Origin of the sequence: Vibrio sp. S/42/10 (assembly GCF_029890535.1) — a bacterium.
GTDB classification, from domain to species: domain Bacteria; phylum Pseudomonadota; class Gammaproteobacteria; order Enterobacterales; family Vibrionaceae; genus Vibrio; species Vibrio cyclitrophicus.
This window is the reverse complement of record NZ_JAKMZC010000008.1, coordinates 56513-77434: the sequence shown is the minus strand read 5'-3', so window position 1 is coordinate 77434 and position 20922 is coordinate 56513. Positions and strand designations below refer to the sequence as shown.

Sequence of the window (20922 nt, the reverse complement as noted above, 5' to 3'; positions counted from 1 at the left end):
GCATTTTACTCACTCTTAAGAGGTCAGGTATGAAAGATTTTCTAATCGCTCCATCTATTTTGTCTGCAGATTTTGCTCGTCTTGGTGAAGACGTAGAAAAAGTACTCGCAGCCGGTGCCGACGTTGTGCACTTTGATGTGATGGATAACCACTACGTACCTAACCTGACTTTTGGCGCGCCTATTTGTAAAGCACTGCGTGACTACGGTATTACTGCTCCTATCGATGTTCACCTAATGGTGAAGCCAGTAGACAGCATCGTACCTGAGTTCGCTAAAGCTGGCGCATCAATGATTACCTTCCACGTTGAAGCATCAGAGCACATAGATCGTACTCTACAGCTGATCAAAGAACACGGCTGTAAAGCAGGTGTTGTTCTAAACCCGGCAACACCGTTGTCTTGCTTAGATTACATCCTGGACAAAGTAGACATGATTCTACTGATGTCTGTGAACCCTGGCTTTGGCGGTCAATCTTTCATTCCACACACTCTTGATAAGCTGCGTGCTGTTCGTAAACTCATTGATGAGTCAGGCCGCGATATTCGCCTTGAGATTGATGGTGGCGTGAAAGTGGATAACATCCGTGAAATTGCAGAAGCGGGCGCTGATATGTTCGTTGCTGGCTCAGCAATCTTCAATCAACCGGATTACAAAGAAGTGATTGATGAGATGCGAGCAGAGCTTGCAAAAGTTAACGCATAAAAGTAGAACTAGGGTCTGTTGACCCAAACTAAAAATTTAGAATAAGGGGCTAATTAGCCCCTTTTTTACGTCTTGTAGCTCAACCTGTAAGATGAACATAATAAATAGGAAAGTAAGATGTCATTAAGCTCAATAAAACTGATCGCCTTTGATTTGGATGGAACCTTGTTAGACAGCGTACCGGATTTGGCTGTCGCGGCTGACCAAGCTTGTCGGGAGCTGGATTTCCCTTCAGTAAGCGAAGAGCAAGTTCGCGACTATGTGGGTAATGGTGCTGACGTTCTTATCGGACGTTCACTCAGCCGCAACCTGACGGTTGATCCAAGCCTAGAGCCTGAGCTGCTAAAGAAAGCACGTATCCTGTTTGATGATTTCTACGAGCAGGGTGGTCATAAGCTGAGCCACCTTTACCCATCGGTTAAAGAGACACTCGCTGAGCTAGACAAAGCGGGCTTCACGATGGCGCTTGTCACCAACAAGCCCTCGAAATTTGTACCAGACGTTCTGGCGCAGCACGGTATCGGTAAGTACTTTGTTGATGTGTTGGGAGGCGACTCTTTCCCAGAGAAAAAGCCGAACCCAGTGGCGCTGAACTGGTTGCTAGAAAAGCACAATGTGAAGGCTGAAGAGATGCTGATGGTTGGTGATTCAAGCAACGACATCAAAGCCGCTAAGAATGCAGGCTGCCACTCGTTTGGTCTGACTTACGGCTACAACCACGGTGAGCCAATTTCAGCATCGAACCCTGACTATGTCGCAGACAACATTGCGCAATTACTAGATGTCGTTCTAGTTTCAGCATAAAGCGGACAAAAGTTAGCTAACCTACTAGCAAAATACTTATCAATGAGTACACTGGATGAGCCGTACAGAAGAGCTGTGCGGCTTTTCTATTTTAAAGTTAAGAAGCTAAGTTTTTCAGATACTACGTTAAGAAACTAAGTTAACGAGCTTAGCGAACAAGCAAAGGAATTAAAACCATGAGCAAGCCCATCGTATTGAGTGGTGTTCAACCATCTGGTGAACTAAGTATCGGTAACTACTTGGGTGCTCTACGTCAATGGCAACAGATGCAAGATGATTACGATTGCCAATACTGTGTTGTAGACCTTCACGCAATTACGGTTCGCCAAGATCCGAAAGCACTGCATGAAGCGACTCTAGACGCATTAGCAATCTGTCTTGCTGTCGGTGTTGATCCAAAGAAGAGCACGCTATTTGTTCAGTCACACGTACCAGAGCATGCTCAACTTGGTTGGCTTCTTAACTGTTACACACAAATGGGTGAACTGAGCCGTATGACTCAGTTCAAAGATAAGTCTGCACGTCACTCAAATGATGTAAACGTAGGCCTATACGACTACCCAGTTCTGATGGCTGCAGACATCCTGCTTTACGGTGCTCACCAGGTGCCGGTAGGTAGCGACCAGAAACAACACCTAGAGCTAGCGCGTGATATCGCAACTCGTTTCAACAACATCTACGGCCCTGAAACGCCAATCTTCCAAGTACCAGAACCTTACATTCCAACAGTGAATGCACGTGTTATGAGCCTGCAAGATGCGACTAAGAAAATGTCTAAGTCGGATGACAACCGTAAGAACGTAATTACTCTGCTAGAAGAGCCTAAGTCGATCATCAAGAAGATCAACAAAGCGCAAACCGATGCAGAAACGCCACCACGTATTGCTCACGATTGGGAAAACAAAGCGGGTATCTCTAACCTAATGGGTCTGTACTCTGCGGCGACGGGTAAAACGTTTGAAGAGATCGAAGCGCAATATCAAGGCGTTGAAATGTACGGTCCATTCAAGAAAGATGTAGGCGCAGCATTGGTTGAGATGCTTGAGCCGATTCAATCTGAATATCACCGTATCCGTGCTGATCGTGCCTACATGGATGCAGTAATGAAAGCGGGTGCTGAAAAAGCCTCTGAGCGTGCTGCAGTAACACTGAAAAAAGCATACGAAGCGGTAGGTTTTGTAACTCGTCCGTAGACCTTACTGAGATGATAATAAGACTTTAGAGCCTCGCCACTGGCGGGGCTTTTTTATGTCTATTGTCGATGAGGTATTAATATAAGAGTGCTGCGTCGTAAGGTTCACTTCTTCTTATAAGATGAAGAGGAGAATCGAATTAAACTATTGTGATGGATTGTATCGCTTATTCTACTCAGGTTATCTATTCGTTTTGTTCTAAATCGTATACACCACCTGCATCGGAGCTAAAAGATTAGACTAGTTATTTTATTGCTCAGCTCACTTAACATAATGAAAAATATAAATCTGAGTAATAACTCCAATTATTAGTTTTGATTTAGTTAATTGATATATTTGTTACAAAAATTGTTTAAATGAGCAGCTCTGGCATAATTTTTAACATTCGTATGTGATTGATTTCACGGCTTCTGTTGTTCTTTCTTATTTGTTTCATAAATAAACCTGATAGTAAGCACAAATGGTGGGCTCTTTGCTTAGGGCTTAGTTTGTATTTAAATAAATATCAGGTACGACAATGGACACGTTAATCAAACCCTCTTTACTTGCATTGACAATTGCTAGCACGCTCAGTGCCAATGCTAATGCTGAAATTATTATTTCCCAGTATGTCGAAGGTGGCTCATACAATAAAGCGGTAGAAATCGCGAATATTGGGGATACAGCAGTAACCTTGACTGGCTATGAATTGGCTAAATCTTCGAATGGAGATGGTAGTTGGGGCAGTAAGCTAGACCTGAGCACAGTGACTTTGCAAGCGAACCAAGTATATGTTGTTGCTCATGGTGACTCGAGCGCCGCGATTACAGCTATTGCTGACTTTACCGATAAAAGTGTAGCTAATTTCAACGGTGATGACCCATTAGCATTACTGAAAAATGGCGAAGTACACGACATTCTCGGTGTTATGGGGGATGTTGATTTTGGTAAAGATACCACTCTAGTTCGTAATAGTGATGCCTTAACTCCCTCTGCGACCTACCAAGCTGCACAATGGACTGCATTCGCAAAAGATAACATTGATGGTCTTGGAGATTTAAATACCGTTGAACCGCCAGTTCCGTTTGTTTGTGAAGTCGATGGACAACAACCTACCTTCACAACCATTCAAGATATTCAGGGTGAAGAAGGCTCCTCTCCACTTATTGACGGTTATCCGTACATTACAGAAGAAGATCACTTTGTAACTGGTGTTGTCAGTGCCGTAACCACTGGTTTAACAAAAGGTTTCTATTTGCAGGCTATTGAGAACGATAATAATGATAAGACTTCCGAAGGCTTATTTATTCATACCGATACCGCAGATACAGACTTAAAGCCGGGAGATGTTGTGTGTGTGAAAGGTAAAGTCCAAGAGTATTATAGTAGTACTCAGCTTTCCTCTGATGCAAATAGCTACATTAAGACGGGAGAGTCCGATATCTCTCTTGTTACTGAACTGAACATCAAAGAAGGGGAAACCTTACGTGATGCGCTAGAGCGTCACGAAGGAATGCAAGTTGAATTGAGCTCAGCGAGCGATTTGTTTGTTACACGTAATTTTTCTTATGACTATGATTCAAAGCGCAACAATATGATGCTGTCATATCAAGCGCCTTTACTTAAACCAACTCAACTGTATGCGGCGGAAAGTGAAGGTGCGACTGATCTAGCAAAAGAGAATGCTAGTAATCGCGTGTTCTTAGAGTCCGATGACAAAGCGGCTAACGGTCAGATCCCTTATTACCCAGAATTTGGCCAAGATGCTGATCAAGATGGTACTTCTGAGCAACATATTCGCCTTGGTTCTCGTGTTGAGGGTCTACATGGTGTGGTCAGTTACAGTTACAACGAATATCGTTTGATCGCCACAAATGAGGTAAATAACACAAACTTTGTGACATCAGGTGATAATTTCGACGTAGCTCGAAAAGCAACACCATCGATTGCTGAGTCTGATCTGCGTGTCGCGAGTTTTAATGTTCTCAATTATTTTACTTCTGTTGCTGACAGTGGTCATGACAATCCAACCGGACAAAACCGGGGTGCTACAAACCTTGATGAATTCTTAATTCAACAAGCAAAAATCGTTGCAGCGATGAGCAAAATGGATGCAGACATTATTGGTTTAATGGAAATCGAGAACAACGGTTTCGGTGACGATAGTGCTTTGAATAACCTAGTTAACGCATTAAACGCTGAGATCGATGATGTCGATGATCATTACACTTATGTTGAGGTTTCTGAACAAGATAAATATCAAGATGAGTACTTTGGTAGCGATGCAATCATGGTTGCTATCTTGTACCGCGCGAAGGCCGTGATGCCAAAGCAAGCGGCTAAAGTCATTGTGACTCCTGAACAACACATTGAGGCAAATACAATAACTCGTAATGAAGGTGCTGAAAATAACCCGTCATACGATAAATATCAGCGTCATAGTTTGTTGCAAACCTTTACAGTGCAAGAGACGGGTGAAGATCTTTCAATTGTAGTTAACCACTTTAAATCGAAGGGCTCTGAGTGTATTGAAGAGTGGCTCGCAGGTGTTGAAGATTCAGAGCCAACTGACCTTCAAGGTAACTGTAATAACTTCCGTGTTTCCGCTGCCCATGTTGTTGGTGAAGCATTGAAAGACATTCAAGGTGATATGTTGGTCATGGGTGATCTGAATGCCTACGGTATGGAAGATCCTTTATTAACTTTAACCGACTACTCAAAAGATAAATACGAGCGTGATATTTACACTGCGTCTTACACAACATTAGATGGTGGCGAGCTACAGGTAGAAAAAACGCAAATTCAACAAGGTTACGGTTACCACAATTTGAATACGGTACTGCACGGTTCTGATACTTTTTCATACACTTATTCTGGTGAGCTAGGTAACTTGGATCATGCACTGGCGAGCAGTAGTTTGGCTCAAAAAGTAGTTGCTATTGAAGATTGGCACATTAACTCGCTAGAAAGTAACTTGTTCGAATATAGCAGCAAGTACACTGGTAATATGCCGAAGTACAAAGATGCATTCTCAGCGTCGGACCATGATCCAGTGATCATTGCTATAGACTTTCCTAACACCGATCTTGATTTGCCTAGCCCAGGTGAGAAGTTCGCAGTTGAAGTTCGTCTGCCACCAAATGCAGCCGTGAATGACATTGTTACGGTCAGCTTAACTCTAACTGGGGCAATTCAAGCTGCCTCATCCGACTCTGAAGCTCAAGGTTACACTGCTAGTGTGACTTTGGACCAGGCTGATATTGATGCTCGAAGTGTAAATGTTGAATTTAACGAAGAGTTAGATCAAGGGCAGTACCTACTAGAAGAAAAATTAACTGACTCTACTGGTGAAACGGTTAAGTTCAGCTCTGAGCGTGAGGTTACTGTTGAGAAGTCAGATACAACTCCCACCGTTCCTACCGAACCAGAGGGTACTGTTGGCGGTTCTTTCGGCTTCGGTGCACTGATGTCATTGTTTGGTTTAGCAATGTGGCGTCGTCGTAAGCCGCTTAGTCACAATTAAGTCCGCTAGAAGCGAGACAAGCCAGTTCAGATAACTTAGGGCTATCTGTAAACAATTAAGGTCAACTTAGGTTGGCCTTAATTATTGGCGAAATGCAGTTTCCACTTGCCTTTCGCCATGGGTATTGCACAATACCGCCCCTATATCTCTCAATCATTTAGTATTTAGCAAACGATTTCGACCCATGTTACTTATCATCGATAACTACGACTCTTTTACCTATAACTTGTATCAGTATTTCTGTGAGTTAGGGGTCACTGTGAAAGTTGTTCGCAACGATGAGATTGATATTGCGGGTATCGAATCGCTGAACCCTAGCCATCTTGTTATCTCTCCGGGTCCTTGTACGCCGAATGATGCGGGAATCTCTCTGCAAGTCATTGAGCACTTCGTGGGTAAGTTGCCGATCTTAGGTGTGTGTCTTGGTCATCAAGCCATTGCTCAAGTCTTTGGTGGTGAAGTGGTGAGAGCCAGACAAGTGATGCATGGTAAAACCTCTCCGATCCGTCATAACGGTAAGAGCGTTTTTCAAGGTCTCAATAATCCTCTGACTGTGACTCGTTACCACTCTTTAGTGGTGAAAAATGGTACGCTCCCTGACTGCTTTGAACTCACTTCTTGGACAGAGTTTGAAGATGGCAGTATGGATGAGATCATGGGTTATCAACACAAAACCTTGCCGATTGATGCCGTCCAATTTCACCCTGAATCGATTAAAACAGAGCAAGGACACCAGCTTCTTGCTAACTTCTTAGCGCGTTGAGTGTTTAAATTTGGCTTTTCATTCGTTCAAATAAGCCAGTTAAACGTATTACCTCGTTCGTTAAGCGTTTTAATTCGGGCGCGCCGCGTCTTCATCCCTCTGACGCCGATCACTTTTTATAACATTTCTCCCTCTTCAGGCTAAGTTTTTAGTCTATGCAATATTATTCGCCTTATTTCCTCTCGAACCCCTTATACCGCTGTACCAGTAAGGCTTTGCTGTTGATGGATAGACGTTTAGTTAAAAAAAGCTTCATAAAACAGATTGTTTGATGCATAAATAGTCATAGGTAGTGGCGTTTAGCTGGTTGTTAGGGATGGCTAAAGAATAATCTACTATTGAAAAGGTTAATTAAATGTAAATATAATGCTGCAGCGGGATTATGGCGGGACAAAATATCTTTATCTCACTTATGAACCATTACGCTTATTTGCGAAGCTTGCGGTATCGAGAAGGAATGTACGATGACAGTGGAAAATAATGTAGAACGTAGTCTTTTTAATGAGGTGATGGTGCCTTGTTATAACCCAATGGAAATGATCCCGGTAAAAGGGGAAGGCGCACGCGTTTGGGACCAACAAGGCCGAGAGTATATCGACTTTGCTGGCGGTATCGCTGTGAGCTGCTTGGGTCACTGTCACCCAGCAATGGTGAATGCCGTAACTGAGCAAGCAAACAAGATTTGGCATCTGAGTAACGTGATGACCAACGAACCTGCACTTCGTCTAGCGAAGAAGCTAACCGACGTATGTTTTGCAGAAAAAGTATTTTTTGCCAACTCTGGCGCAGAAGCGAATGAAGCAGCATTGAAGTTGGCTCGTCGTTGGGCGGCAGATGTTCATGGCCCTGAGAAGTCTGAAATCATTGCATTCAAACAAGGTTTCCATGGTCGTACTTTCTTTACTGTAACTGTAGGTGGTCAAGAAGCTTATTCTGATGGCTTTGGTCCTAAACCGGGCGATGTAACTCACCTGCCTTACAATGATATTGCCGCGCTAGAAGCGCACATCTCTGATCGCACATGTGCAATCATGATGGAACCTCTGCAAGGTGAGGGTGGCATCATCTCTCCAACCTCTGAGTTTGTGAACACGGTTCGTGAGCTGTGTGACAAGCACAATGCGCTGCTTATTTTTGATGAAGTGCAAACAGGTAATGGCCGTACGGGCAATTTTTATGCGTATCAAGGCCTAGGTGTGACACCTGATATCTTAAGTACAGCAAAATCACTCGGTGGTGGTTTCCCTATCGGCGCGATGCTAACAACGACTGAACTCGCGACACACCTAAAAGTCGGTACGCACGGTTCAACATACGGCGGTAACCCACTAGCGTGTGCCGTTGCTGAAGCGGTTGTTGACGTCGTTAGCCAACCAGAAACCTTAGCTGGCGTAAAAGAGCGTGAAGAGCTATTTCGTGACGGCTTAGCTAAGATTAATGACAAATATCAAATATTCAGTGAAGTTCGTGGTAAAGGCCTATTATTAGGCGCTGCACTAAATGACGAGTGGCAAGGACGTGCACGTGACGTATTAGTAGCAGCAGGCGAACAAGGCTTGATGGTATTGGTTGCGGGTGCAAACGTGGTTCGTTTTACGCCATCACTGGTTATTACTACACAAGAAATTGAAGAAGGCTTATCAAAACTAGACAAAGCAATCGCTACGCTAGTTTAGCCTAAGCGGCGTCATAGGAATGATCGCCATTAGAGCGATCCCATGACGTTTTGCTAAAGGCCCAAGCTTCTGGTTTTGGGCCTATTTTGCATCTGGAGGGAATATTGATGCTAGTTGTTCGCCCAATTAAACTATCTGATTACGACGCGTTGCATACCTGCGCTGTTGAGTCAGGACATGGATTCACATCTCTTCCGGTTAACGAAGAACTGTTAACCAATCGTATTACTCACTCTGAATACAGCTTCGCGAAACAAGACGTGACCGAGCCCGGTGATGAAGGCTACCTGATGGTTGGCTACGATACCGAAACCGGAGAAGTGGCGGGTACGACCGGCATAGAAGCCTCGATTGGCTGGGATGTACCGTTTTATTCTTACCACATCAGCAAAGTAGTCCACTCATCACAAAAGCTAGGCGTGAACAACGTCGTTAAGCTACTGACTTTCGGTAATAACTACACCGGGTGCAGTGAGATCTGTACGCTATTTTTGCGTCCAGATTTCCGTGGCGGCTTGAACGGTCGTTTGATGTCGAAGTGTCGGTTTTTGATCATGGCGGAACACCCAGAGCGTTTCTCAAAAACGATTTTTGCTGAGATGCGTGGTGTATCGGATGCCGAAGGCAACTCTCCTTTCTGGCAATGGCTGCAAGAGCACTTCTTCTCGATTGATTTCACGCTTGCTGATTACCTAACCGGTATTGGTAAGAAAGGCTTCATTGCTGACCTAATGCCGAAGCTGCCTATCTACGTGAACCTACTGAGCAAAGAGGCTCAGGCGGTGATTGGAGAGGTACATGATAATACGCGCCCTGCACTTAAGTTGCTGGAACGTGAAGGTTTCACTAACCGAGGCTACGTTGACATCTTTGATGCGGGGCCAACGGTTGAATGTGATTTAAGAAACATTGAATCGGTACGTTATGCGATTCGTGCTCAAGTAAAAATTGCAGAGCACTCCAGCTCTAAAGACTTCCTAATTGGTAATACCTCGTTCGAGAACTTCCGCGCAGTCGCTGCGAAAGGTGCGTATGACCAAGCAAGTGACACAGTGATTTTATCATCTGAAGTAGCAAGCGCTCTTGAAGTAAAAGAAGGCGAATTCGTTCGCATGTTAGCTCAGTAAGAGCAGCGATTATCTGTCGAAGATTTTAAGGATAGAAGTATGACTCAGTGGATAGCAGGACAATGGGTGGCAGGTCAAGGTGACGCCATGGCATCAGTAAGCCCATACAATAATGAAGTAGTATGGCAGGGTGATAGCGCAACTCCTGCACAGGTTGAATCTGCAGTAGCAGCGGCTCGTGAAGCCTTCTTAGTTTGGAAAAAACTGAGCTTTGCCGAGCGTGAAGCGGTCGTGTTGAATTTTGCTGAGAAAGTTAAAGAGAACAGCGAAGAAATAGCACAAATTATTGCAAAAGAGACGGGGAAACCGATTTGGGAAACGCGTACTGAAGCGGGCGCGATGGCGGGCAAAATTGCTATCTCTATTCGTGCTTACCATGAACGTACTGGTGAAGCTTCACGTGAAGCTGCAGGCAACCAAATTGTACTGCGTCATCGTCCATTAGGCGTAATGGCAGTATTTGGTCCTTATAACTTCCCTGGTCATCTACCTAACGGTCATATTGTTCCAGCACTGCTATCGGGTAATACCGTGGTATTTAAGCCGTCAGAGCAGACACCTTGGACGGGTGAGTTTGCGATGAAACTATGGCAAGAAGCTGGCCTTCCTGCTGGCGTAATTAACCTAGTACAAGGTGCCAAAGAGACAGGTATAGCACTGGCTGATGCTAAAGGCCTTGATGGCGTGCTGTTCACAGGTAGTGCCAATACCGGTCATATCCTGCATCGTCAATTCGCGGGCCAACCGGGCAAGATGCTGGCACTAGAAATGGGCGGCAACAACCCTATGGTGATCAGCGACCAATACGGTGATGCAGACGCAACGGTATACACTATCATCCAATCAGCTTTCATCAGTGCGGGTCAACGTTGTACATGTGCACGTCGCTTGTATGTTCCAATAGGAGATAAGGGCGATCAACTACTGGATAAGCTCGTTGCTGCGACCTTGAAAATTCGTGTCGATCAGCCATTCGCTGAGCCAGCACCCTTCATGGGCCCACAGATCTCTGAAGCTGCGGCTAAGTTCATTCTGGACGCACAAGCGAATCTGCAATCGTTAGGCGGTGTAAGTCTAGTAGAAGCAAAAGCGGGTCAAGCGGCGTTTGTTTCTCCTGGTATTATCGACGCAACCAACATTGCTGAACTGCCGGATGAAGAGTACTTTGGTCCATTGCTACAAGTGGTCCGTTATCAATCGCTAGAGCAAGCGGTTGAGCTAGCTAACGACACACGCTTTGGTTTATCTGCTGGCTTAGTATCAACAGATGATTCTGAATGGGAATACTTTGTTGACCATATCCGTGCGGGCATTGTTAACCGTAACCGCCAGCTAACAGGCGCAAGTGGCGATGCTCCATTTGGTGGTCCAGGTGCTTCGGGCAACTTACGCCCAAGTGCTTACTACGCGGCTGACTACTGTGCTTACCCTATGGCTTCAATGGAAGGTGGCGAAACTCAACTTCCGGCAACGTTTAGCCCAGGTATTGAGCTTTAATTTAGGCTAATGAGTCTTAGGCTTATGCGTTAAGTTTGAAATAGGAAGCGGTGCTATCGCTTCCTTTTTCCATCACGCCCAACACCTAGATTGGGCGGTAGATAATAATAGAAAAGTATGTCACAGGCTGATGGCTGCTGACTCTGTGTCTCAGCCTCTCCCTTTCTAATCCAAATTACTAGCTTGCTAGAACCTCTGACAAGGAGTCACCATGACGCCCGATCTACTCTTTAAATCACTTTGGGACGATTACATTCACAGGCTTTGTCCATCGGCTGAGAAAGTACATCACTTGCTGAAAGAAGACGAAGCTCTGATTAATGATCACATTGCACTGCGTACTTTCAATGTTGCTCCGCTAGGTATTGAAACATTGGCTAAGCCTTTCCTTGAGCTAGGTTATAAAGCGTGTGGCGATTACTTGTTTGAGAGTAAGAAGCTAGTCGCGAAGCATTACGAGCACCCAGATCCAAATCAACCTAAAGTGTTCATTAGTGAGTTGAAGGTCGAAGAGTGTTCAAGTGACTTACAACAGATCGTTGCTAAATTGGTTGAGCAAGTCGACGTAAGCAAGCTTCAAGGCCATGAATTCTTATTTGGTGGTCGTCTATGGGACTTGAGCTTCGCAGATTTCCAAGTGCTTGCAAAAGAAAGTGAATACGCGTCTTGGCTCGCAGCTCATGGTTACGGTGCCAACCACTTTACAGTGAGCGTTAATCAACTCGATGCTTTTGATGAAGTGCAGGCAGTGAATGATTATTTGAGCGAATCAGGCTTCACGATCAATGCATCTGGTGGCCAGGTTAAAGGCTCTCCAGAGGTCTTATTAGAGCAATCATCAACAATGGCAGATAAAGTCCCAGTTTCATTTGTTGAGGGCAATGAGATGATTCCTGGAGGCTTCTATGAGTTCGCTAAGCGTTATGCGACGGCTAATGGTGAGCTTTATACCGGTTTTGTGGCAGCATCGGCTGACAAGATCTTCGAAAGCACTAACGGTTAAAGAAAGATACGAGTACGGACTTTACCCTAAAGATGCAGATAGGCTTCGCTTCGAGAGTGTTTGCGCTTCGAAGCTGTAGGTGTTTCATTCGTATTTTCTTTGTAGATCTTTAGAAAACAAAAAAGCCACCAAATTTGCATTTGGTGGCTTTCAAATTTTAGGCTCAGTTAATCGAGATTAACGAGTGCCATATACCACGATAGTTTTACCGTGTGCAGAAATTAGGTTCTGCTCTTCTAGCATCTTCAAGATACGACCAACTGTCTCACGAGAACAACCAACGATCTGGCCAATCTCTTGGCGAGTGATCTTGATTTGCATGCCGTCAGGGTGAGTCATTGCATCTGGTTGTTTTGCTAGGTTTAGTAGCGTTTGTGCGATACGACCAGTTACGTCAAGGAACGCTAAGTCACCAACTTTTTGGCTAGTTACTTGTAGACGGTTTGCCATTTGCGCTGATAGACGCATTAGGATGTCTGGGTTCACTTGGATAAGTTGACGGAATTTCTTGAAAGAAATTTCAGCTACTTCACAAGGAGATTTTGCACGAACCCAAGCTGTACGCTCTTGGTCTTCTTCGAATAAGCCTAGCTCACCGATGAAGTCGCCTTGGTTTAGGTAAGAAAGAATCATTTCCTTACCTTCTTCGTCTTTGATAAGAACTGCCACAGAACCTTTAACAATGTAGTACAAGGTTTCTGCCTTTTCACCAGCATGAATCAAAGTACTTTTTGATGGGTACTTATGAATATGACAGTGTGAAAGGAACCACTCTAATGTTGGATCGGTTTGAGGTTTACCTAGAACCATAATATCTCACTTCCTCTGCAGGGTATGCTTGCCGCTTTCCGTATTTTAGCTAAGCCTGGATTGACTTGTAGGATAAGAGCACTCGTTGAGCGCTGCAAGCTATCTTGTGTTTCGTTTAAGAATAGTATCCTTTTTCAGGTACTATTTCTTGATTTTAATCGTGACCAAGCTACGATTTTTTACGCAAAATTGTGCACATGATCACGGTATGAAAAGTAATCAACCAGAATGGTGCTCTGTTAACCAATTTTTCCGGTTTCGATGAGTTGTTGTAGGATCGGCCTTACAATGAGCTCCATAGCAAAACTCATCTTCCCTCCTGGTACCACAAGCGTGTTGTGGCGAGACATAAATGAGCCATCAATCATAGCTAAAAGGTAAGGGAAATCGACGTTTTTGATGCCGCGCAAACGTATAACAACGAAGCTTTCGTCTAAACTTGGGATCCCTTTAGCGTTGAGAGGGTTTGATGTGTCTACCGTTGGAACACGCTGAAAGTTGATGTGAGTACGCGAAAACTGAGGAGTAATGTAGTTAAGGTAATCATCCATCGAGCGAACAATCGAGTCCATTACTGCTTCACGAGAATGACCACGATCGCGTGTGTCGCGAACGAATTTCTGGATCCATTCTAAGTTGACGATAGGTACCATGCCGATCAGCAAGTCGACGTGTTGAGAAACATTGATATCGCCATCAACCACACCGCCGTGCAGGCCTTCGTAAAACATCACATCTGAATTTTCTGGGATCTCTTGCCATGGCGTAAAGGTGCCTGGCATTTGATTGTAAGGAACGGCTTCATCGAACGTGTGCAGGTAGCTACGTACCTTGCCTGTACCTTCGTTACCGTATTTACGGAAGAACTCTTCTAGCGCACCAAAGTCGTTGGCTTGTGGACCAAAGTAGCTGATGTGCTTACCTTGCTCGCGCGCTTTACGGATCTCGACATCCATCTCTGGTCGAGTGAAGCGATGGAAACTATCCCCTTCAACCCAAGCGGCCTTCACGTCCATCATATTGAACATTTTACGGAAGGCTTCTGAGGTGGTGGTGGTGCCGGCTCCTGATGAACCCGTCACCGCAATAATTGGATGTTTAGCGGACATGACAACCCTTGTCTTTTGAGTAACTTACTTGTTAGCAATCGTTTACCACTATAACACGGCTCCTTTATGAGCGCAGCCTAGAAGCGTTTTGTGACTTGAATATCAACGGTTTCATGCAGCTCAGAAAATACGATACTGACTTCTCCTGAGGCTAATTGATGTTTCACTTGGTCAATCTTGTTTTGCAATGAAACCTCTACATCACCGTAGTCTGTACCTTCACGCAGCACGAACTCTTTGATGAGGTTTTCCAGTGTTTCTGGTGCAATGTCTTGCCATGGGATGATCATAAATACTTCTCTCTTTTATGTTCATGGATATGTTGATAACTATGTTTATTAATTAGTAATGTTTTTACTTCTATTTACTAAGGCTCGGTCATTATGCCGAATCTTGGATACTTTCATAGTAGGCTGGCAATGCTTCTTCTAGCCAAAACCTGGGCTTGAGCGTGCTACCGGTAATGAACCCCACATGGCCACCTTTCTGAAACAGGCGATAATCAATATTGTCTGGTAGTACGAATTTTGGAATAACATCATCAGTCATGAAAGGATCGTCTTTAGCATGAATGATCTGAGTCGGTAGCTTAATCTTATTCAGTTTTGGAAGCGCTGAACATTGAGCATAGTAGTCTTGAGCATTCTTAAATCCATGCAGAGGCGCAGTGATCCTTTCATCAAACTCATACAGTTTGTCTATTTTTTTGATGGTTTCAGCGGAGATACCTATTTTTTCTTGTAACAGCTTAACCTTTTTCAAGGCATTCGATTTGAGTGAGTTGAGCAGGTATTTTTTATAGAGCCTAGAGAAGCCTCTTTCAATACGACTGGAGCAGCAAGCTAAATCAAAAGGAGCAGAAACTATCGTTGCCGCCGACAGTAATGGGTCGTCCGCATACTCAGCCAAGTAGTTCGCCAGCATGTTTCCGCCTAGAGATATACCAACCGCAACCTTTGGGTTATTGGGAAATTGCGCGTGTAAGTGTCGTAGAAAGAAACGAGCATCTTCTACTTCTCCTGAATGGTACGCGCGAGCCAAGCGATTCGGTTTTCCGCTGCATCCTCTAAAGTGCATCATCACGGATAACCAACCATCTTTAGCAAACGCATTCATCAGTCCATTGGCGTAAGGGCTTTCAAAGCTGCCTTCCAAACCGTGGAATAGAACGAAAATGGGCTTATTATTCGCATCTCCTCTGCTTTTATTATCACTATTGGGGCTATCTCCCTTCGGGTCCTCGCTCCATGCAAGGTCGAGGAAATCACCGTCGGGAGTTTCTAAGGTTTGCCATTGAGGATCAAATAACGCCTGCTTTCTAATAAACCGTGGCACTAAGGTTTGTAAGTGCGGATTAGAGAGACCAGCCGCTGCGGTAAATATTGTCATAAAACAGTCCATGCTTCTTTTATGGGCTTTGATAAAGTGTTGAGCTTTTAGTGAAACGCCCATGTTTTTATTTGAGCTTGGTTGATTCTCGGCATAAGCGCAAGAGTTTCACTCATACAGGTTACAAAACAGGTTGTAGGTAACTGGTTGAATACTATCGAGGTTAAGCTCTATATATTGCTAATAATCCGAGCCACCATCGCGTGAACACGAAGAACGATAGTCCCCAATAAGCTTGGATCTTGATCTAACAAAAGGAAAAGGGAATGCCTTAGGGCTGAGGGGCTGGTTCAGAAAAAGCAACATAGAGGTTTTCTGCCCCTAATAATCGACAGTATTGAAAAGCGAGAGGCGCTTGTTGGTTTGCGAAAAGCTGAAGAGAGTTTATGTAGTCGACGAGATCAGATTGTTGTTGCTTCTCTAGTTGTAATTCGAACTGTAAGGCTTCACGGTAGAGTGAATCAACAACGTGTGCTTTGAGATGCTTACGTAGCTCTCGATAACTATGAAGCAGGGTTTCAGAGCGGCTCAAGCACTGTTGAACTTTGTGCCACTCTTCTTCGGCAAAAGACAATTGCTGCTCATCAAGCCATTTGAGCAGCAGCAGTAGATTGACGTTGCCGTGAAACTGGTTTTGTAAAGCTAGGCACGCATCCTTTACACCACGCACACTGTAATACTGAAGGCTAAATTGCCATAGTCGTTCCAGTGTTAGTGATATTGGGGCGTGCTCTGGGCTCATAAGCTATCCATATCCTGTTCCATCTGCTCAAGCTCTTCTTGAGTGGACATCCAATCCATTTCAACTTCTTCTAGCTGTGACTTACTGCTCGCTTGGAGAGCGAGTACTTTATTCAGTTTAGCCTTATTTTCAGCTTCATACAGTGAAGTGTCGGATAATTCTTGCTCGGCTTCTTCAAGAGCCAACGTTAATTTATCCATCTGCTTTTCAAATTGACTCAGCTTTTTACGAATTGGTGCCGTTAGTTTACGGAACTCTGCTTCTTTACGTTTCTGATCTTTTTTTGCTGCCGCACTGTTGGCGCCGTCTTTTGCTGGTGCCAATGCTTGTGCTTCTTTGCGTTCAACTTTCTGCTGTTCGGTTAGCCACTTGTAGTAATCGCTTAGGTCACCATCAAACGGTGCAACTTGACGGTCGTGTACCAAATACAAATCATCGGTAGTCGCACGGAGTAGGTAACGGTCATGCGATACGATAACCATTGCGCCTTCAAACGTCTGCAATGCAAACGTCAGTGCCTGACGCATGTCGAGATCCAAGTGGTTGGTTGGTTCATCGAGCAGCAAAAGATTCGGTTTTTGCCATACTAGTAGCGCCAGAACTAAACGCGCTTTTTCACCGCCTGAGAAGGGGGCTACTTTATCGAGCGCTTTTTCACCTTGGAAACCGAAGCTACCTAGGTAATCACGCAGTTGTTGCTCTGTGTGTTTAGGGGCAATCTGCATCATGTGTTGCAGCGGTGTTTCTTCTGGGTGCAGCGTCTCTAATTGGTGCTGTGCAAAGTAACCCATCTTAACGCCTTGTGAATAGCTCAGTTCACCACCTTGCTGTTTCAGTTCGCCAGAAAGGAGTTTAATCAGCGTTGACTTACCAGCGCCATTTCGGCCAAGTAGACCAATACGACTGCCCGGTACTAGGTTCAAGCGAATCTTCTCTAGAATCAGGTTGTCATCGTAACCCGCAGAGACTTCATCCATCATCATGATTGGATTTGGTAGCGCGTCTGGTTCTCTAAACTCAAAGCTGAATGGGTTATCAAATTGAGCGGGCAGCACTTGTTCCATTTTCTCTAATGCTTTGATACGGCTTTGCGCTTGGCGAGCTTTTGAGGCTTTGTAGCGGAAACGGTCAATGTAGCTCTGCATATGAGACATTTGTTTCTGCTGTTTTTGGTACATCGCTTGTTGCAGGATCAGTTTTTGCGCGCGTTGAGTTTCGAACGATGAGTAGTTGCCGGTGTATTCATTGAGCAGCTGGTTTTCAACATGCACGATGCGGTTGACGATAGGATCCAAGAAATCTCTATCGTGCGAGATAAGAACGAGTGTGCCAGGGTAGTTTTGTAACCAGCGTTCTAGCCACATTACTGCGTCTAAATCCAAGTGGTTGGTTGGCTCATCGAGTAGCAGTAGGTCACTGCGGCACAATAGGGCTTGCGCTAAGTTCAAACGCATACGCCAACCACCCGAGAACTGGGTTAGGTTCCATGTCATTTGTTCTTGGCGAAATCCTAAGCCATCCAATAGCTCAGCAGCACGTGCTTTGATGCTGTAACCACCAATGGTTTCAATTTTGCCGTGGATCTCTGCTACTAATGTGCCGTTGTCGGCTTGTTCAGCTTTCTCTAGTTGATCTTCAAGGCCGCGATATTCACGGTCGCCATCAATCACGTATTCAATCGCTGTTCTTTCTAGTGCTGGCGTTTCTTGAGCAACCCAAGCCATTTCCCAATGGGCTGGTTTACTGAATGAGCCAGCATCAATAGACAGCTCGTCTTTAATTAAGGCGAACAGCGTAGATTTACCACAGCCGTTTTTACCAACCAAACCGATCTTGTCGCCAGGATGAAAAGTCGCAGATGCTTGGTCGAGGAGTGGCTTACCGCCGCGTAGCAATTGAATATCAGAGAAAGTAATCATATAGAGGTAGCATAGAAATTAGAGGTGAACAGACGCCTGCATAGTAGGCTGAATCCAGATAAAAGTCGATCACAATGCAATTTGCGTTATGATGCCAATAACATATTAATAACTTTTATTTAAATTCTAGTGGCCTTGCCACCGTTTAGCCCTTAAAGGAATGTTTCAAAGGAATGAGTATTACTCCCTCGATAGACAAACCCGTGCCAAAGGTATTAGTGATCTATGCGCACCCAGAGCCGCAAACCTCTATCGCTAACCAGATCATGGTTAAAAAGATAGAGTCGCTTGGGAATGTTAAAATCCACGATCTTTATGCCCTCTATCCTGACTTCTTTATTGATGTGCCTTATGAGCATGAACTGCTTCTGCAGTACGATGTGATTGTATTCCAACATCCTTTGTTTATGTACTCATGCCCTTCGTTATTGAAGGAATGGTTTGACCGAGTATTAGGCAAGGGCTTTGCGTTTGGTGAGCAAAGTGCACTTAAGGGTAAGCATTGGCGCAGTGTTATCACCACGGGTGGTAAAGAAGAGGCGTTTGGTGCTGCAGGCTATAATAAGTATCCCTTACAAGAGATCTTGCAACCGTTTGAGCTAACTGCCGCTTTGTGCCAGATGCACTGGATGTCACCTTTAGTTTTACATTGGGCTCGAAATGTCTCGGATATGACGCGTTACCAACACGCTGAAGAATATCGAAATTGGTTGCGAGATCCGCTACAAGATATAGGAGCAAATGATGGCTCTGACTAATGATTTCCTACAAAGTAGCGCTATATTTTTAGCGGCGGCTGTGGTTGCGGTTCCTATCGCGCAGCGAGCAGGCTTAGGTTCAGTATTAGGTTACTTATTAGCGGGTGTCGCTATTGGTCCATGGGGGCTTGGCCTAATCAGTGACGTAGAGGCCATTCTACATTTCTCAGAGTTCGGGGTGGTGCTGCTGCTCTTCCTTATTGGTTTAGAGCTTAACCCCAAAAAACTGTGGCAGATGCGGGCGCCTATTCTCGGCTTAGGGGGGGCGCAAGTGTTGATCACCACCTTGATTATTACCGCCATCGCCTGTTTGTTCGGATTGACTTGGCAAACTAGCCTCGTGATAGGTATGGGGTTAGCCTTATCTTCGACAGCCATCGCCTTGCGCGTTATTGAAGAGCGAGAGCTTGGTGGTAAAGAAGCGGGACAGTCAGGCTTTGCAGTCTTACTTTTCCAAGATATTGCAGTAATCCCTATGTTAGCGGTGTTGCCTCTGCTTGCGGGCAATACGGGCGGTAGTTGGGCTGACATGTTGTGGATGCTAGGCGGCGTGATTGGCTTACTTGTTGGTGGTCATTTCTTACTGAGACCACTATTCCGCTATGTGGTCATGAGCGGTGTTCGTGAGTTGTTTACCGTTGCAGCGCTGCTATTGGTGATTGGTATTGCCGTCATCATGCAGCAGATTGGTTTGTCGATGGCGCTGGGTACTTTCTTAGCGGGTGTTCTTCTAGCAGAAAGTGAATATCGACACGAGCTTGAAATTGCGATTGACCCATTCAAAGGGTTATTGCTTGGCCTGTTCTTTATCTCTGTGGGTATGGCGGTGAACTTAGGTTTACTAGCCGAAAGCCCATTCGCGATACTGATTGCAGTTTGTGCATTGGTCGTGTTGAAAGGTTTGGTACTGTATGCACTTGCCCGTATCTTTGGTACACAGACAAAAGCGCGTAGCCGAATGGCGATGATACTCAGCCAAGGTGGTGAGTTTGCCTTTGTTATTTTTACTGCGGCGAGTGCACAGGGTATTTTAAGTGGTGAACAGGTATCGTTCTTACTGGTCGTGGTGAGTTTATCAATGGTGACTACGCCATTGATGCTTAAGCTGCAAGACCGATTCTTTGCTCGTCAACTTAATCAAATCAGTGAAAGCGCGATGTCTTCTGATGTGGTTGATCGTAGCCCTAGAGTGATCATTGCTGGTTTTGGTCGTTTCGGTCAGATCATTGGTCGCTTGATGTACGCTAATAAGATTCGTATCACCGTCCTTGAAAGTGATGCCAGCCAAATACATATCCTTAGAAAATTCGGCTACAAGGTATTTTACGGTGATTCAACTCATCTAGAACTGTTACGTGCCGCAGGCGCTGATAGAGCGGAGGCGATTGTACTGTGTACTGACTCTCCCGATGAAATCATGAAAACCGTCGATTTATGTAAGCAGCACTTCCCGCGCTTAAAGATCTTAGCGCGTGCACGAAGCCGTGTTGAAGCCTATCAATTACTTAACCATGGTGTGAGCAACTACTCTCGTGAAACTTTCCTTGGAGCATTAGACTTAGGACGTCAAACATTGACTGAACTTGGCATGCATCCATATAAAGCGAAGCGAGCAGAAGCACATTTTAGGAAATTGGATAATGGTATGCTCAAAGAGTTACTTCCTCAGCACAACGAAGATGCCGAGCTAGCTCAAAGAGCGAAAGAGGCTCGTAAAGAGCTGGAAGAAATTTTTGGACACGAGATGGAAAATGATCATCAGTCTCGAAACTATTGGCAGTAGCCTGAGTCTAGAGTGAATAACCCGAGCTTAGGAATATAACTGAACTCAGAAATAGCAGTCTAAAGAACCAACCTAATAATAAACGCGGTCTCTGCTTAGTTTCTAATAGAGCGGGCGGGATGAACTGCGAATCCAGAGTAGTA

Annotated in this window: 17 protein-coding genes; 11 read left to right on the top strand and 6 right to left on the bottom strand. The window is 44.8% G+C overall.

What is annotated here, in order from left to right:
• Window positions 1–29: 29 nt before the first annotated feature.
• The 9 genes from rpe (at window position 30) to L8S15_RS10905 (ending at window position 12269) form a co-directional block, all read left to right on the top strand.
• Window positions 30–704 carry a ribulose-phosphate 3-epimerase gene (gene rpe / locus L8S15_RS10945; RefSeq protein ID WP_010435263.1) on the top strand — a complete coding sequence of 225 codons (675 nt, stop codon included), beginning with the start codon at window positions 30–32 and terminating at the stop codon, window positions 702–704.
• A gap of 117 nt (window positions 705–821) precedes the next feature.
• Window positions 822–1508, top strand: a complete 687-nt coding sequence (locus L8S15_RS10940; protein ID WP_280573036.1) for a phosphoglycolate phosphatase — start codon at window positions 822–824, stop codon at window positions 1506–1508.
• A gap of 176 nt (window positions 1509–1684) precedes the next feature.
• Window positions 1685–2701, top strand: a complete 1017-nt coding sequence (trpS, locus tag L8S15_RS10935) for a tryptophan--tRNA ligase (protein ID WP_010435234.1) — start codon at window positions 1685–1687, stop codon at window positions 2699–2701.
• 517 nt (window positions 2702–3218) lie between these two features.
• A complete protein-coding gene (locus tag L8S15_RS10930) occupies window positions 3219–6203 on the top strand; it encodes an ExeM/NucH family extracellular endonuclease (protein ID WP_010435231.1) in 2985 nt (994 codons plus the stop codon).
• A 184-nt stretch (window positions 6204–6387) separates the two neighbouring features.
• On the top strand, window positions 6388–6966 hold the full coding sequence (locus L8S15_RS10925) for an aminodeoxychorismate/anthranilate synthase component II (protein WP_010435229.1): 579 nt from the start codon (window positions 6388–6390) through the stop codon (window positions 6964–6966).
• Between the two features lie 464 nt (window positions 6967–7430).
• Complete coding sequence (locus L8S15_RS10920) at window positions 7431–8642, top strand: aspartate aminotransferase family protein (protein WP_016767992.1); 1212 nt, start codon at window positions 7431–7433, stop codon at window positions 8640–8642.
• Between the two features lie 107 nt (window positions 8643–8749).
• Window positions 8750–9769, top strand: coding sequence for an arginine N-succinyltransferase (gene astA / locus L8S15_RS10915; RefSeq protein WP_016767993.1), 1020 nt, complete (start codon window positions 8750–8752; stop codon window positions 9767–9769).
• A gap of 39 nt (window positions 9770–9808) precedes the next feature.
• Window positions 9809–11266, top strand: a complete 1458-nt coding sequence (gene astD / locus L8S15_RS10910) for a succinylglutamate-semialdehyde dehydrogenase (protein WP_016783702.1) — start codon at window positions 9809–9811, stop codon at window positions 11264–11266.
• 211 nt (window positions 11267–11477) lie between these two features.
• Window positions 11478–12269 carry a DUF1338 domain-containing protein gene (locus L8S15_RS10905; protein ID WP_016788477.1) on the top strand — a complete coding sequence of 264 codons (792 nt, stop codon included), beginning with the start codon at window positions 11478–11480 and terminating at the stop codon, window positions 12267–12269.
• A gap of 177 nt (window positions 12270–12446) precedes the next feature.
• Here the strand turns inward: L8S15_RS10905 and crp are convergent, their stop codons facing one another.
• The 6 genes from crp to L8S15_RS10875 form a co-directional block, all read right to left on the bottom strand.
• A complete protein-coding gene (crp, locus tag L8S15_RS10900; RefSeq protein WP_004729651.1) occupies window positions 12447–13079 on the bottom strand; it encodes a cAMP-activated global transcriptional regulator CRP in 633 nt (210 codons plus the stop codon).
• A gap of 239 nt (window positions 13080–13318) precedes the next feature.
• Window positions 13319–14188, bottom strand: coding sequence for a phosphoribulokinase (locus L8S15_RS10895; RefSeq protein WP_010435210.1), 870 nt, complete (start codon window positions 14186–14188; stop codon window positions 13319–13321).
• Window positions 14189–14265: 77 nt separating this feature from the next.
• Window positions 14266–14478 carry a YheU family protein gene (locus L8S15_RS10890; RefSeq protein ID WP_010435208.1) on the bottom strand — a complete coding sequence of 71 codons (213 nt, stop codon included), beginning with the start codon at window positions 14476–14478 and terminating at the stop codon, window positions 14266–14268.
• A 91-nt stretch (window positions 14479–14569) separates the two neighbouring features.
• The gene (locus L8S15_RS10885; protein WP_016783703.1) at window positions 14570–15577 is read right to left on the bottom strand and encodes a hydrolase; all 1008 of its coding nucleotides are present in this window, start codon (window positions 15575–15577) and stop codon (window positions 14570–14572) included.
• Window positions 15578–15848: 271 nt separating this feature from the next.
• Window positions 15849–16319 carry a TIGR02444 family protein gene (locus L8S15_RS10880; protein ID WP_010435202.1) on the bottom strand — a complete coding sequence of 157 codons (471 nt, stop codon included), beginning with the start codon at window positions 16317–16319 and terminating at the stop codon, window positions 15849–15851.
• On the bottom strand, window positions 16316–18238 hold the full coding sequence (locus tag L8S15_RS10875; protein ID WP_016767995.1) for an ABC transporter ATP-binding protein: 1923 nt from the start codon (window positions 18236–18238) through the stop codon (window positions 16316–16318). Before L8S15_RS10875 ends, L8S15_RS10880 begins: the two co-directional genes overlap by 4 nt.
• A 173-nt stretch (window positions 18239–18411) precedes the next feature.
• Between L8S15_RS10875 and kefG the strand changes: the two genes are divergently transcribed.
• On the top strand, window positions 18412–18996 hold the full coding sequence (gene kefG, locus L8S15_RS10870; RefSeq protein ID WP_010435196.1) for a glutathione-regulated potassium-efflux system ancillary protein KefG: 585 nt from the start codon (window positions 18412–18414) through the stop codon (window positions 18994–18996).
• A complete protein-coding gene (gene kefB / locus L8S15_RS10865; protein WP_010435193.1) occupies window positions 18983–20779 on the top strand; it encodes a glutathione-regulated potassium-efflux system protein KefB in 1797 nt (598 codons plus the stop codon). Before kefG ends, kefB begins: the two co-directional genes overlap by 14 nt.
• Window positions 20780–20922 lie beyond the last annotated feature (143 nt).

Excerpts from the sequence above, each read along its gene's own strand:
- rpe (WP_010435263.1), top strand. The coding sequence starts at position 30 with ATGAAAGATTTTCTAATCGCTCCATCTATTTTGTCTGCAGATTTTGCT.
- L8S15_RS10940 (WP_280573036.1), top strand. The coding sequence starts at position 822 with ATGTCATTAAGCTCAATAAAACTGATCGCCTTTGATTTGGATGGAACC.
- trpS (WP_010435234.1), top strand. The coding sequence starts at position 1,685 with ATGAGCAAGCCCATCGTATTGAGTGGTGTTCAACCATCTGGTGAACTA.
- L8S15_RS10930 (WP_010435231.1), top strand. The coding sequence starts at position 3,219 with ATGGACACGTTAATCAAACCCTCTTTACTTGCATTGACAATTGCTAGC.
- L8S15_RS10925 (WP_010435229.1), top strand. The coding sequence starts at position 6,388 with ATGTTACTTATCATCGATAACTACGACTCTTTTACCTATAACTTGTAT.
- L8S15_RS10920 (WP_016767992.1), top strand. The coding sequence starts at position 7,431 with ATGACAGTGGAAAATAATGTAGAACGTAGTCTTTTTAATGAGGTGATG.
- astA (WP_016767993.1), top strand. The coding sequence starts at position 8,750 with ATGCTAGTTGTTCGCCCAATTAAACTATCTGATTACGACGCGTTGCAT.
- astD (WP_016783702.1), top strand. The coding sequence starts at position 9,809 with ATGACTCAGTGGATAGCAGGACAATGGGTGGCAGGTCAAGGTGACGCC.
- L8S15_RS10905 (WP_016788477.1), top strand. The coding sequence starts at position 11,478 with ATGACGCCCGATCTACTCTTTAAATCACTTTGGGACGATTACATTCAC.
- crp (WP_004729651.1), bottom strand. The coding sequence starts at position 13,079 with ATGGTTCTAGGTAAACCTCAAACCGATCCAACATTAGAGTGGTTCCTT.
- L8S15_RS10895 (WP_010435210.1), bottom strand. The coding sequence starts at position 14,188 with ATGTCCGCTAAACATCCAATTATTGCGGTGACGGGTTCATCAGGAGCC.
- L8S15_RS10890 (WP_010435208.1), bottom strand. The coding sequence starts at position 14,478 with ATGATCATCCCATGGCAAGACATTGCACCAGAAACACTGGAAAACCTC.
- L8S15_RS10885 (WP_016783703.1), bottom strand. The coding sequence starts at position 15,577 with ATGACAATATTTACCGCAGCGGCTGGTCTCTCTAATCCGCACTTACAA.
- L8S15_RS10880 (WP_010435202.1), bottom strand. The coding sequence starts at position 16,319 with ATGAGCCCAGAGCACGCCCCAATATCACTAACACTGGAACGACTATGG.
- L8S15_RS10875 (WP_016767995.1), bottom strand. The coding sequence starts at position 18,238 with ATGATTACTTTCTCTGATATTCAATTGCTACGCGGCGGTAAGCCACTC.
- kefG (WP_010435196.1), top strand. The coding sequence starts at position 18,412 with ATGAGTATTACTCCCTCGATAGACAAACCCGTGCCAAAGGTATTAGTG.
- kefB (WP_010435193.1), top strand. The coding sequence starts at position 18,983 with ATGGCTCTGACTAATGATTTCCTACAAAGTAGCGCTATATTTTTAGCG.